9 protein-coding genes are annotated in these 13831 nt (G+C 40.6%); 2 read left to right on the forward strand and 7 right to left on the reverse strand.

The window, feature by feature from the left end; all coding sequences use genetic code 11:
• Nucleotides 1-201 precede the first annotated feature (201 nt).
• A complete protein-coding gene (locus LC040_14230) occupies nt 202-2190 on the forward strand; it encodes a methyl-accepting chemotaxis protein (protein ID WLR50411.1) in 1989 nt (662 codons plus the stop codon).
• A 267-nt stretch (nt 2191-2457) separates the two neighbouring features.
• Complete coding sequence (locus LC040_14235) at nt 2458-4323, forward strand: transglycosylase domain-containing protein (GenBank protein ID WLR50412.1); 1866 nt, start codon at nt 2458-2460, stop codon at nt 4321-4323.
• Between the two features lie 27 nt (nt 4324-4350).
• Here the strand turns inward: LC040_14235 and LC040_14240 are convergent, their stop codons facing one another.
• From LC040_14240 to LC040_14270, 7 genes are all read right to left on the reverse strand, one after another.
• Nucleotides 4351-5967 carry a long-chain fatty acid--CoA ligase gene (locus LC040_14240; GenBank protein WLR50413.1) on the reverse strand — a complete coding sequence of 539 codons (1617 nt, stop codon included), beginning with the start codon at nt 5965-5967 and terminating at the stop codon, nt 4351-4353.
• A gap of 124 nt (nt 5968-6091) precedes the next feature.
• A complete protein-coding gene (locus LC040_14245; protein ID WLR53303.1) occupies nt 6092-7246 on the reverse strand; it encodes a thiolase family protein in 1155 nt (384 codons plus the stop codon).
• A 26-nt stretch (nt 7247-7272) separates the two neighbouring features.
• Nucleotides 7273-8418 carry an acyl-CoA dehydrogenase family protein gene (locus LC040_14250; protein WLR50414.1) on the reverse strand — a complete coding sequence of 382 codons (1146 nt, stop codon included), beginning with the start codon at nt 8416-8418 and terminating at the stop codon, nt 7273-7275.
• Between the two features lie 53 nt (nt 8419-8471).
• Nucleotides 8472-9995 carry a long-chain-fatty-acid--CoA ligase gene (locus LC040_14255; GenBank protein ID WLR50415.1) on the reverse strand — a complete coding sequence of 508 codons (1524 nt, stop codon included), beginning with the start codon at nt 9993-9995 and terminating at the stop codon, nt 8472-8474.
• A 172-nt stretch (nt 9996-10167) separates the two neighbouring features.
• Nucleotides 10168-12225 (reverse strand): sigma 54-interacting transcriptional regulator, encoded by a 2058-nt coding sequence (locus LC040_14260; GenBank protein WLR50416.1) that lies wholly within the window; start codon nt 12223-12225, stop codon nt 10168-10170.
• Between the two features lie 90 nt (nt 12226-12315).
• Nucleotides 12316-13083 carry a 3-hydroxyacyl-CoA dehydrogenase gene (locus tag LC040_14265; protein WLR50417.1) on the reverse strand — a complete coding sequence of 256 codons (768 nt, stop codon included), beginning with the start codon at nt 13081-13083 and terminating at the stop codon, nt 12316-12318.
• A 171-nt stretch (nt 13084-13254) separates the two neighbouring features.
• Nucleotides 13255-13821, reverse strand: a complete 567-nt coding sequence (locus LC040_14270; protein ID WLR50418.1) for a DUF5366 family protein — start codon at nt 13819-13821, stop codon at nt 13255-13257.
• Between the last annotated feature and the right edge of the window lie 10 nt (nt 13822-13831).

Raw genomic sequence — 13831 nt, forward strand, 5'->3', positions numbered from 1 at the left:
ATAATTTAAACTCTTTCGCCAAAGACAATGCTGATGCATTGTCTATTTTTTTATACAAAACAATGACTAAAGACCTATATTTAACGAATTATTTATGAAAATCGTTACGTTCGTCTTGTTATTTTGCTAAAATTTTCATATAGATATAAAGGAGTTTATTTGGTATGGGATTGTGAGATGGGGATCAAAGGGGGATAAATCATGAAAGGCTTAAATGGAAAGCTTGTGCTGTCATTTTCACTCATTCTTATTTTAGTGTGTGCGGTATTAGGTATCGCAGCCTATAATCGGGCATCGACTGCACTAATAGCAGAAGCTGAAGTTGGTTTGTTAAATAAAGCTGTGGATAACTCGAAAGTGATTGAGGAACGAATGAAGAAGAAATTCATTGAATTAGAAATGCTTGCAGCAAACCCACAAATTTCGAGCATGCAGTGGGGTATTCAAAAGCCTCTTCTTTCTAAAGAAGCAGAGCGTCTCGAATATCTTGGTCTTGCAGTTGTCTCAACCGACGGAATGGCTCATTATGTTGATGAATCAAAGCTGGATTTAAGTGACCGCAGTTATATTAAGAAAGCGCTAACAGGCGAAGCAAATATGTCTGATGTCATCATTAGCCGCAAAACAAACTCTGCAGTTATTATGATGGCAGTCCCTATTAAGCAAAATGAAAACATTATCGGTGCTTTAATCGCACGAATTGATGGTTATTACTTAAGTGATATCTTAAAAGATATTACGTACGGAAAATCTGGTTACTCATTTATCATTAATAATAAAGGAACGTTTCTTGGTCATGAAAATCGTGATTTTGTATTAAATCAAGTTAACTATGTAGAAGAAGCAGAAAAAGAACCGACACTTAAGCCACTATCAGATCTATTAATGACAATGACAAAAGGGGATAAAGGGATAAACCATTTTAAATTAGAGGGTATTGATAAAGTAGCCGGCTATGCGCCAATTAATGGAACAGACTGGTCATTGGCTGTTACAGCCCCTGAAAATGAATTTCTTGAAGGACTGGATGAACTAAAATGGCTTACATTTATTACTTCCCTTATTATGCAAGTGATTGGAATGGCAATTGCTTTATACTTAGCACGAAGCATCATCAAGCCAATTCGAGCAACAATTGCTGTCGGAGAAAAACTAGCCGAAGGGGATTTTACCCATCATATTGACAGTAAATATGTAAATCGACGTGATGAAATCGGTAGTCTTGCACGAGCTTTTGAGCGAATGAGCGAAAGCATGAAGAAGATGGTCTCCAAAGTTCATGAAAGTGCGAATGACCTTGCCTCTTCTGCTTCAAATATGCGCTATAGTATTAAACAAACGACAAATGCTGCTAATGAAGTAACAAGCTCCATCCAAGAAGTCGCTAAAGGAGCTGATACCCAACTTCATAGTGCGGAAGAAAACACAAGAGCACTAGAAGAAATGGCAATAGGTATTCAACGTATTGCTGAGACAGCCTCAACGATTACAGATGAAGCGGTTCATATGGATGAGAAAGCTCACGACGGAAATGATGCCGTTCAAAAGGCAATTAAGCAAATGCGTGAGATTGAAGAAGGTACAAATAATGCACGTGATACAATTTACCTTTTAAACAAAGATTCAAATGAAATTGGACAGATTATTCAAATCATTACCGACATCTCAGAGCAAACAAATTTACTTGCATTAAATGCTGCCATTGAAGCAGCAAGAGCAGGAGAGTTAGGTAAAGGATTTGCAGTTGTAGCAGAAGAAATTCGTAAGCTTGCTGATCAAACAGGCCAATCTGCGGCTAAGATCAGTTCATTAATTGTTAAAATGCAAGACAACACAAAAAATGCAGTAACATCTATGGAGCATAATAAAGATGATGTCGATAAAGGCATCGAAGTTGTTCATGCATTTGGCAGCATGTTCACAGATATCTTACATTCAATCCATGACATTACCCAAAGGATGGAGGATATGACCTCAATCTCTCAGGAAATGTCAGCAAGTACGGAAGAAGTATCTGCTTCTATGGAAGATATGGAAAGCACTGCGAAAGAAGCGTCAGCTAATACGCAAAACGTAGCTGCTGCATCAGAAGAACAGTTAGCAGCAATTGAGGAAATTAACACGTCTTCTCGCCACCTTGCCCAGCTTTCAACACAATTAAAAGAGCTTGTCAGTGAGTTCAAACTTTAATTGAAACTAAAAAACCCCATTTCGGGGTTTTTTTTAGTCCATTTTCAATAACCGCAGCACCATTTCTTGTCTCTTCTCTTCTTGTGCCATTAATGCTAACGAGTTAAAGAGTGTCGCTGCATGTGTCGATAAATAGTTAAGGTAGACCCAAAGGGATTTATTCTCACCCTCTGCCCTCCTACTTACTATTTTAATTTTTTATGTGACGATTTCCCTGATTATACCTAATAGAAAATTTTTTATTTTTTATGAAAGAGTGAGACGACAATGAAGTTCTTATCAGGCGTATTTATGAATTTATTTTTATTAACTAGTTTTCTATTAGTCTTTCTCTTTTTCTATCAAGAGTTAAACAAGGCGCAAACAATTGATGAGTATCTTAATGAAGAATTGTTATTTGACGACATCACCTTGAAACAAAATAGCTATATGACGGATACAAACGGAGAAATTATTTCTGAAATATACGGTTTAGAAAATCGTATATTTCTCAATACAGAAGAAATTCCCGATTTGGTAAAAAAAGCTTTTGTGGCAGCTGAAGATAAGCAGTTTTATACACATAAGGGGTTTGACGCATCAGCGATTGTCCGAGCTGCTGTAACAAATGCAAAGCAATCCGATATCGCCCAAGGCGGCAGTACGATTACTCAGCAATTGACGAGAAATGTTTACCTATCACAAGAACAAACATATGAACGAAAGATAACTGAATTACTTTATGCTTATCAGCTGGAAAAGCGTTATACAAAAGAGGAAATATTAGGGCTTTATGTCAATGCGATTTATTTTGCGAATGGGAATTACGGAATTTCAGCGGCCAGTCATTATTATTTCGGACAGCCTGTTGAACAATTATCATTAGCACAGATCGCATTCTTAGCGTCAATCCCGAATAACCCGACTTATTATAACCCTGTTGATTACTTTGAGCATACAAAACAGCGGCAAGAATGGATATTGAAAAAGATGTACGAACAGAACATGATTCCAGCAACCACCTTTGCCCAAGCTCAAGGAGAACAAATCAAACTAAAAGTCGAACAAAAAATTGACCGTTATCCAAACTATACGACATATGTAATGGAAGAATTAAAAGAATTGGTCGCTCAAAATGAAGGATATATGGAAAAGCTCGCTACATCAGATGAGGAAAAACGAAAAACAACAGAAAATCATGTAGAATATCGTGTTCAAGAGTTACTCGAAAAAGGTGTGCGCATCGAGACCAATCTTGAACCAAACATCCAACTACATATGAACAAAACAATACAGCAACGACTTGGCAGCCTGCCGCTTGAAGGGTCCGCCGTCATTATCGAAAATAATACACGACGAATTGTCGCCCTTTCAGGAGGTAAAGATTATAAAAAGCATGAGTTTCATCGAGCGTTCCAAGCATACCGACAGCCTGGTTCTTCAATAAAACCACTTCTCGTGTATGCACCATATTTAAATGCTACAAACCGCTCCATTCATAGTAGTGTAAATGCAGCTTCTTTCTGTAAAGATGGCTACTGTCCACAAAACTATGATAATGCAAAATACGGAACAACTTCTTTAAACACAGCTTTAACCTATTCATATAATACAGCAGCTGTTCGCTTACTTGATACAATTGGCGTGGAAAAAGGATTTTCTTATCTTACACAAATGGACTTTGCGCGTATTGTTCCAGCTGATTACCGGCTTCCTGCAGCAGTTGGGGGATTCACTTACGGAATGACACCATTAGAAATGACAAATGCGTATACAACATTTGCTCATAACGGCACCTATAAGCATGCCCGGGCAATTAAACAAGTAACCGATCTGAACGGTAAAATCCTTTACTCTTGGAATGACAGTGAAAAGCAGCTTTGGTCGAAAGATACTAATCATAAAATGAGAGAAATGCTTGCCTCTGTTGTGAGAAGCGGAACAGCAAGAACGACATATGTACCTACAGAATATATTGGCGGAAAAACCGGGACGACAAATGATTTCAAAGACTTCTGGTATATCGGTGTAACTGACCGCTATACAACAGGTGTATGGGTAGGGAAAGACATGCCCGAAAACTTAGAGCGTTATTACCATTCACTTCCACACCAAAAATTATGGCGAGACTTAATGATGCCATTGCACAAATGAGGACAGGGGCATCCCTGTCCTCATTTATTATTCATGAATTAAATAATCTTTCAGTTTATCCCGCAATGCTCGTTTCAAGAACTTCCCTACAGATGTCTTCGGAATTTCATCCATAAAGACAACATCATCAGGAAGCCACCACTTTGCAAATTGCGGTGCGATAAAATCAAGCAATTCTTCTTTCGTTACTTGTTCCTTAGAAGCATCTTTCAGTACGACACAAGCAAGTGGGCGTTCTTGCCAATCGGGATGCGGAACTGCAATGACACTCGCTTCAAAGACGGCCGGATGCGCCATTAAAGCGTTTTCTAAATCAACTGAAGAAATCCATTCTCCACCGCTCTTTATTAAATCCTTCGTACGGTCAATGATTTTAATAATTCCTTCTGAATCAACTGTTACAACGTCACCTGTATGAAGCCAGCCATCATGAAACGCTTCAGCTGTCCGCTCATCTTGGTAGTACTCATCAGCAATCCATGGTCCTCGAATAAGTAATTCACCCATCTCTTCCCCATTCCACTCAATTTCCCCGTTACCACCAATCACTTTCATATCAAGACCCGGCACAAGTATACCTTGCTTTGCACGCTCATCGAGTTTCTCTTCTGCATTTAAGTTTTCTTGATAGCTTTTGAGTCTTGAAACGGTTGCAAGCGGACTTGTTTCAGTCATGCCGTATGCATGAAGAAATGGAACATTATAAGTTTCTTCAAATGCCTTAATCATCCCTCGAGGAGCAGCCGAGCCTCCGCATAATACAGCGCGAAGACTGCTCGTATCATAATCTCCTTCTTCAAATTCTTTCAATAAGCCAAGCCAAACAGTTGGCACACCAGCCGTTAAGGTAACACCTTCTTCTGAAATTAGCTCAGCGATCACCTTCGGGGTAAAGCGCGGACCAGGCATGACTTGAGTGGAACCAAACCAAGTCGCCGCAAACGGTAATCCCCATGCATTTGCATGAAACATCGGCACAACAGGCATCGCTGCATCACTCTCCGAAAGTGCTGTCGTATCAGCCAAACCGAGTGCATAGCTGTGAAGGACAATTCCACGATGAGAGTATACAACACCTTTCGGATTACCTGTTGTTGCGGATGTATAACACATTCCAGCTGGATCATTTTCGTTAATATCTTTCACAAACTCATAATCAGGGTTTCCTTTCTCAAGAAGTTGTTCATAGGAGTAAAGTGGTTCAAGAGAGGATTCCGGCATTTGTTCATTATCTGTCATCACAATAAATGCCTTTACAGGTTTCAGTTCATCTTTAACTGCTTCCACTACCGGCAGAAGGTCTTCATCAATAAATAACACCTGGTCTTCTGCATGATTGACAATATAAATAATATGTTCAGGAGAAAGCCTAATATTGATTGTATGCAAAACCGCACCCATACCCGGAGCTGCGAAATAGATTTCCAAATGTCGATGATGGTTCCAGGCAAGTGTTCCGACTCTTGCTCCTCTTTCGACGCCAAGCTGTTCAAGTGCACTTGCTAACCGACGAGTCCGTTTGCCGATTTCTGCATACGAGTGCCTCACTGTACCTGCCGACATTCTTGAAATCACTTGCTTCTTCGGAAAAAACTTCTCTGCACGCTCGAGCAATGAACTAACTGTTAACTGAACATTCATCATAACGCCTTACCCCTCCCTATAAAATGAAATTTCAAAAGCCTATCCTTCAACAGGTAAACTCGTTTCGAGTTGCTCAAACAATTTGCCGATTGTCGTGTACATGAGATCTGCTCCAATTATTTAGTTAGTCAAGACGTTCAATAATCGTTGCATTTGCCATTCCGTGACCTTCACACATCGTTTGTAAGCCATAACGTCCACCTGTTCTTTCTAATTCGTGCATCATCGTTAGCATTAAGCGTGACCCACTTGCACCAAGTGGATGTCCAAGTGCAATCGCCCCTCCGTTAGGGTTGAGCTTCTTCGGGTCTGCACCTGTTTCTTTCAACCAAGCAAGTGGTACAGGGGCAAAGGCTTCATTCACTTCAAATATATCAATATCATCAATTGAGAGATTCGCTTTCTTAAGTGCTTTCTCTGTAGCTGGAATCGGGCCTGTGAGCATTAAAGTTGGGTCCGAACCGACTACAACACGTGTTAAAACTCGAAAGCGTGGCTTCAACCCAAGTTCAACCGCTTTTTCTCGCGACATAACGAGTACAGCTCCTGCTCCATCACTTATTTGACTAGAGTTTCCAGCGTGGATGACACCATCTTCCTTAAATGCAGGCTTAAGACTGCTAAGCCCTTCTAATGTGCTTCCTTTTCGTGGTCCTTCATCATCTTTCATAATCGTATTAGTACCGTCTTCAAGCGTGACTTCTAAAGGGAGAATTTCACGTTCAAAGCATCCTTTTGCTTGTGCATTCAATGCTTTCTCATGACTTTCTAACGCAAACTCATCAAGCTGCATTCGACTGAAGCCCCATTTTTCTGCAATACGCTCAGCTGATAAGCCTTGATGAATCATTTCATAACGATTTGTAAGCTTGTCACTGAAAGGCTTCGCACCTTGATAAGCTGAGCCAATTGGCACGCGTGACATATTTTCGACTCCACCTGCAACCACAATGTCCATATCTCCGCTCAAAATAGCTTGAGCCGCAAAATGGACGGCTTGCTGACTTGAACCACATTGCCGGTCAATCGTCACCCCTGGTATCTCAATTGGATAACCAGCTGTTAATGCTGCCACACGGGCAATATCCCCACTTTGCTCTCCACCTTGTGTAACACAACCCATAATGACATCATCCACTATCTCTGGTGAAATATTTGCCTTTTCAACAATCTCCTTAAGGACAATCGCTGCTAATTCATCTGGACGTGCATTTTTCAATAAGCCGTTTCTCTTTCCAACAGGTGTGCGAACTCCACCAACAATTACTGCTTCTCTCATCATCTGTCATCCTTTCTATGTAGGTTCTATAAGCCTAGATTCTTTGCAATAATCACTTTCATAATTTCATTTGTTCCAGCATAAATGGCAGCCACAGGGATATCGCGGTAACGCCTTGCAATCTGGTATTCTTCCATGTAGCCATAGCCTCCATGGAGCTGCATACATTCAGCTGCTATATTTTTTGCCATGTCGGTTAAGCGCCACTTTGCCATCGATACTTTTGTCACAACATCGTTTCCAGCCATATGCTCCGCTATTAATTGATCAAGGAAAGCACGCCCCATTGAAATTTCTGTTGCCATCTCCGCAATTTTAAACTGAGTATTCTGAAACTTACCAATCGGCTTTCCGAATGCTTCACGGCTTTTCACATAATCAAGTGTCAAATTAAGCATTTCTTCTGCTGCAGCTTGTGCAGCGATTGCTACAACCAACCGTTCTTGCTGAAGCTTATCCATCAAATAAAGAAAGCCTTTTCCTTCTTCACCTAATAAATTTTCCTTCGGCACACGGCAATCCTCAAAAATTAACTCCGCCGTATCCTGGCAATGCAACCCGACTTTATTAAGCTTACGCCCTCTTGAAAATCCAGGTGTATCCCGCTCCACGACAAGCAGGCTAATTCCTTTATGCTTTGGTTCCGCGTGTGGATCTGTCCGACACGCAACAAGCACTAGATCTGAATGAATTCCGTTTGTAATGAACGTCTTTTGACCGTTTAGGATATAGTGGTCGCCTTCTTTTATAGCTGTTGTTTTGATATTCGCTAAGTCGGAACCTGCTCCTGGCTCTGTCATAGCAATTGCTGTAATTGTTTCACCTGTTACACAACGTGGCAGCCAGCGTTTCTTCTGCTCCTCTGTGCCGTATGCGGTCAAATAAGGCACAACGATATCACTGTGCAGACCAATCCCAACCATTCCAGAACCTACGCGTTCTAATTCTTCGTTTATTACAACTGAAAAACCCCAATCCACTCCAGACCCGCCGTAGGCCTCATCAACATCTGGACAAAGAAAACCGTTTTCACCCATCTTCAACCAAAACGAGCGCGGAATTATTCTATTCTCTTCCCATTCCTCATAGTATGGATAGGCTTCTTTCTCTAAGAACTTCCGCAACGCTTTACGAAAAATTTCATGCTCCTCTTGTAAATACAAATGCGTCATCGCCTCTTCTCCTCCTCAAAAACGCTTATCTAAAAAGAAACCGCTTTCAAAAGTTATGACTCAACTTTTTTTAAATTTTTACGAAGCTGATATTTTAATATTTTTCCTGAGGCATTTCTTGGCAAGGCGTCAACGAAAACAATTTTCTTAGGTGCTTTGTAGCCTGCAAGCTTCTCACGACAAAATTCACGGAATTCTTGCTCATCAATCTTTTCATTTTCCCGTGGCACGACAACTGCTGTCACAACCTCTCCCCACACTTCATCAGGCATGCCTACTGCCGCTGCTTCAAGCACTTTGGGGTGCTCATACATCACTTGCTCGACTTCAATGGAATAAACATTCTCGCCGCCAGAAATAATCATATCTTTCTTGCGATCGACTAATGTGATATTTCCTTCTTCATCAATAACGGCTAAATCTCCTGTATGGAGCCAGCCATTTTTAAATGTTTTATTTGTTTCTTCGATCTTTTTGTAATACTCCTTCATAATCGTTTCTCCACGCAGGACAAACTCACCAACTGCCCCAGGCTTCACATTATTTCCCTCTTCATCTACAACCCTCGCTTCTGTTAAGAAGAATGCCTTTCCACCTTTCCCTAAATGCTTCTTATGTCCTTCAGGACCGAGGATGATCCCTCCTGGTCCTGCTTCTGTTAAGCCGCATAGGTTAAAGAAACGGTCAGTCTGAAACAGCTTCATGCTTCGCTTAACAAGCTCTGGAGCCATCGGAGCCGCACCATACCCACAACGCTCGACTGATGACAAATCATATTCTTCAACATTTGGAACCTGCAATAAAAAGTTATACATAGCCGGAACACCAAAGAAGTGAGTAATACGATATTCTTCAATTGCTTCCAATGTTTTAACAGGATCAAATTCACGATGAATCACATGTGAGGCACCAAGTACAACTCCTGCAACCATAAATAGGTTTAACTGAGCTGAATGAAAAAGAGGTGCTAAATGTAAAAAACGGTCCTTCGCATTAATGCCCATACCTGTAATCATCGTAAGCCCTACATTAAAAATACGCCGATGATCAAATAAAGCTCCCTTTGGCCTTCCTGTCGTACCAGAAGTATAGAGGATTTCTAAGTCATCTGTTTCGGATACTTCTATTTCAGGGTCTGAATCGTTTGACGATAGAAGATCTTCAAAAGAAAGATGTTCAGCATAAGTCGGAGTACCGACAGTGACGACTTTTCTAATAAGCGTATCTTCTACAGCTACTGCAATTGTTTCTTCAAACTCGATGTCACAAATAACGGCAATGCTATCGGACTGCTGTAAAAGATAGTGAACTTCGCCTTTGGTTAGCCTAAAATTCACCGGCACAACGACAGCACCAATTTTTGCAATAGCAAAATAAGCAAACATAAATGCATCCGAGTTCTTCATCATTAATGCTACTTTTTCGCCTTTTTGTATGCCAACTGCTACAAGACCATGTGCTAACCGATTCACTTGCTTATTAAATTCCTCATAATTATATGTTCTTCCTTCACACGTTATCGCCCATTTTTCGGGATGTTTCCTTGCATTTTGAGCAAGATACGAACCAATGTCCATGCACAGTTCCTCCTTTTTTGAGCAAGAATCAATCATTCTAACAATAAATGTTGCAATTTTTGTGCCAATATTCAGATATTTATTACGTGCGGTTATTTTCAATGTTATATAGAGGAAACTGTCTGAAATGTACACAATATAAATAAAAAGCGTCCATTATCTGGACACTTCTTTATAGTTCATATTTTTTTATTTTTTCATATAAGCCTGAGCGGCTAATTCCAAGTATCCTCGCAGCTTGTGCTTTATTTCCATTTGCTTCAGCAAGCGCTGTTTGAATTGCTGACACTTCTGCGCTTTCGGCTAAAGCTCGTTGTGAAACAGATGCATTTGCTGTCATTTCAACCTTTTCAATCATATAATCTGGCAAGTCCTCATATTGTATTTTTCCAAACTCCGCAAATGTCATCGCTCTTTCAAGTATATTACGTAACTCTCGAACGTTCCCTGGCCAATCATACGCCATGATCACTTTTCTTGCTTTCTCTTCCACACCAGTAATACTCGTGCCGATCATACGGTTTAAATCTTCCATCATTGTTTCCATTAATAATTGAATATCATGCTTACGCTTCCGAAGCGGTGGGATTTGAAGAGAAATGACATTAAGTCGATAGTACAAATCTTCACGAAACTCTCCGGCTTCAACCATCTTTTCTAACGGACGATTTGTGGCTGCGATAATCCGAACATCGACATGAATTCGGTCTGTACCACCTACACGATAAAATTCCCGCTCTTGCAGTACACGCAATAATTTCGCTTGAAGCGCTAGTGACATATCGCCAATTTCATCAAGGAAAAGTGTTCCTCCATCTGCAAGGTCGAACTTGCCCAGCTTCCCTTTTTGCTTTGCTCCTGTAAATGCACCGGCTTCATAGCCGAAAAATTCTGATTCAAGCAAGTGCTCTGGAATGGCTGCGCAATTTACGATAATGAACTTTCCATCCTTTCGCGCACTGCTCTTGTGGACAGCATGAGCAAATAGTTCTTTTCCTGTTCCACTTTCACCACGGACAAGCACTGTCGAGCGCCCTTTTGCAGCTTTGCGTGCACTTTTTTTCAGCTTTTCCATAAATGGATCTTTCGTAATAATTTGCTCCCACGAAAATCGCGCTGTTTCGGTTTGCTTAAGCTGATTGTGATAGTATTTTGCCTTATTCTCTGCCTTCTCTAACCTTCTAAAAAGCTCACTTACTTGATTAAGCTGACGAAATGTCACCTTTCCAAGCGCTCCGATTATTTCATTTCCTTGCTTAACAGGAATCCTGTTCACAATATAGCGAATCCCATTTATCTCCATGAAATCACTAAATTCTGCTTCTTCACTTTCTAACACAGAGGTTAAGTTCAACTGGGGAAGTACTTGTTTAATGCTCTTTTCAAGAATTTTTTCTTTCTCAAGACTGAATAACTCAAGCAACGGAGGGCTGACAAACTTCACTTTTGCTTGCGTATCAATCATAATAATGCCATCATAAGCATGCTCAATGGCTGTATCAAGCGTACGCTTCAAGCTCTTAACAGTTTGAAGCTCCTGCGCCATTTGTTCAAAATCAGACATATCTTGAAACAAAGCAATTGTTCCGCTCTTCCCTCGGACTGTCCGATAAGAGGAGAGGCGAAGGACCGTTTGTCTCTCCCCTAGTTGAACATCCTTCACAATAGATGAAGAAACATCAAGGTTCGGTAAAACTTCTGAGAATGCCTTCCCTACAATTCCTTCTGCTTGGATGCCTTTCATTTCACAAAAAAACTGATTTGCATAAATAATTCTCTCATTCCCATCTGTCATCAAGGCACCGAGATGTGAGTTATGTAAGATAGTCTCGAGTTGTTCGGTTAACGATTTCGTTGCATTTAAAAGGGCCATCACCATATCCGGCTTTGTAAATAGACCAATTACCCTCTCTTCCTCATCAAGAACCACACCTGTACCGACGTGACTTTTTTCTACTATCTTCTCGATCACATCATACGGCGTGTTCAATGGGAGCGCGACAACTTCTTTCCGAATGTAATTTTTAATGGGTGTATGCAACGGCTGATCATCAAGAATCATTTGATATAACTGACTACGTGTAAAGACACCTCGGAGAAATCCTTCTTCATCTGTAATCGGAAGAATACTATACTTATATTCCTTCATTACGTTAACTGCTTCGCTTAAGCTACTAGTCTCGTGAACCTTACAATGGACCTCTGTCATCATGTCCTGTAATTGAATCACTGCCCCACCCCTTTAGCTCATCGTTTCCATTATGTTTTTATTCTATCGTAATTAAAAAAAGAGAGGAAGTTATCCCCTCTCTTTGGCTCATTATTTCGGTTGCATTCGGATAGCTCCGTCTAGACGGATAACCTCCCCATTTAGCATTGGATTTTCAATTATGCTTGAGACAAGCTTTGCATATTCAGCTGGATGTCCGAGACGTGATGGAAATGGCACCATCGCTCCAAGCGAATCTCTCGCTTCTTCTGGAAGAGTATCAAACATAGGCGTATGAAACAATCCCGGCGCTATCGTCATGACTCGTACACCAAAGGAAGCATACTCTCTTGCAATCGGAAGGGTCATTCCGACGATACCGCCTTTAGATGCACTATAGGCAGCCTGACCAATTTGTCCATCAAATGCTGCTACAGATGCTGTATTGATAATGACGCCACGCTCACCTTCTTCATTCGCTTCATTTTCTTTCATGTGCTCACCTGCAAGCCTGATTACATTGAACGTACCTGCCAAATTAACATGAAGCACATTGGAAAACACTTCAAGCTCGTGAATACCGCTTCTGCTTAGTACTTTTTTTGCTGCCGCAATGCCCGCACAATTAATTACAGTGTTAATATTACCAAACCGCTCTTTTCCAAGGCGCAAAGCATGACGGACACTCTCTTCATCAGTTACATCTGTTTTCACAAATAGCGTCTGCTCTTCAAATTCTTGCTCAAGCTTCTTCCCTCTTTCATCTGCTAAGTCACCGATGATTGCGTTCCCACCAGAAGCAACTATTTTACGAACCGTTGCTTCACCAAGGCCTGAAGCACCACCTGTTACGAATGCCACACACTCTTTCATATTCATAGATGTTCCTCCTCTGCACAATTTTATCTCATTACCTTTTAATGCAAATACTGTGCCAGAACGGAATAACAGAAGAACACCTTTAAGTTCTGTTCAAAGTGTCTAATTCTTGGACAGTTGTCCTGTATCTTCAAAACACAAAAGAGCACCCGCCTAATCAGCAGATACCCTTTATACAGGTAGGCTTTCTAAAACATACCGATACGTACGTAAAAGTAAAAAGCCGAAGCCAAGCATAAAACTAAGCCAAAATAACATTTGAAAAAAAACAAACCCTACAAGACCTGACGTTGTGAAATGATTACTCATTCGATAAGTAATAAACACAAAATAAGACAGCCCAGTAAGTAAAAAAATAACGGATAAAAGCCAAAAAAGTTGACTAAATAATAGCGAGAGAACCCCTCCTGCTAAAAACAGAAAACGTCCTTCCTTCATTCGTTGGTCATGCTCTTCTTGTTTATCATCCGCAAAGAACAAGCAAGAAAATTGAAGCATCATGTCTGCCAATACCTTTAATGCACTAAGCAACATAACAAAGCAAAGTACAAAGCTACCAAACAACAGCAATTCAATATTTCCTGCAGAAAAGAATTCGCTTAATGCATGATAGATACCTATTTCTTGTAGAAGCGCCACAAGCTTCTTTTCGAGACTAACAGCAAATGCAGCACTAAATAATAAAATCGATAAAAATGGAAAATAGCTCGTATAATAGAGATTCTTAACTCCCGGCAATTGTACAACC

Source organism: Bacillus tianshenii (assembly GCA_020524525.2).
In the GTDB taxonomy this organism is placed as follows: Bacteria; Bacillota; Bacilli; order Bacillales; family Bacillaceae_N; genus Bacillus_AV.

What these genes read in the sequence shown, in the direction of transcription:
- LC040_14230 (WLR50411.1), top strand. Translation starts at nt 202, where the DNA reads ATGAAAGGCTTAAATGGAAAGCTTGTGCTGTCATTTTCACTCATTCTT.
- LC040_14235 (WLR50412.1), top strand. Translation starts at nt 2,458, where the DNA reads ATGAAGTTCTTATCAGGCGTATTTATGAATTTATTTTTATTAACTAGT.
- LC040_14240 (WLR50413.1), bottom strand. Translation starts at nt 5,967, where the DNA reads ATGATGAATGTTCAGTTAACAGTTAGTTCATTGCTCGAGCGTGCAGAG.
- LC040_14245 (WLR53303.1), bottom strand. Translation starts at nt 7,246, where the DNA reads ATGAGAGAAGCAGTAATTGTTGGTGGAGTTCGCACACCTGTTGGAAAG.
- LC040_14250 (WLR50414.1), bottom strand. Translation starts at nt 8,418, where the DNA reads ATGACGCATTTGTATTTACAAGAGGAGCATGAAATTTTTCGTAAAGCG.
- LC040_14255 (WLR50415.1), bottom strand. Translation starts at nt 9,995, where the DNA reads ATGGACATTGGTTCGTATCTTGCTCAAAATGCAAGGAAACATCCCGAA.
- LC040_14265 (WLR50417.1), bottom strand. Translation starts at nt 13,083, where the DNA reads ATGAATATGAAAGAGTGTGTGGCATTCGTAACAGGTGGTGCTTCAGGC.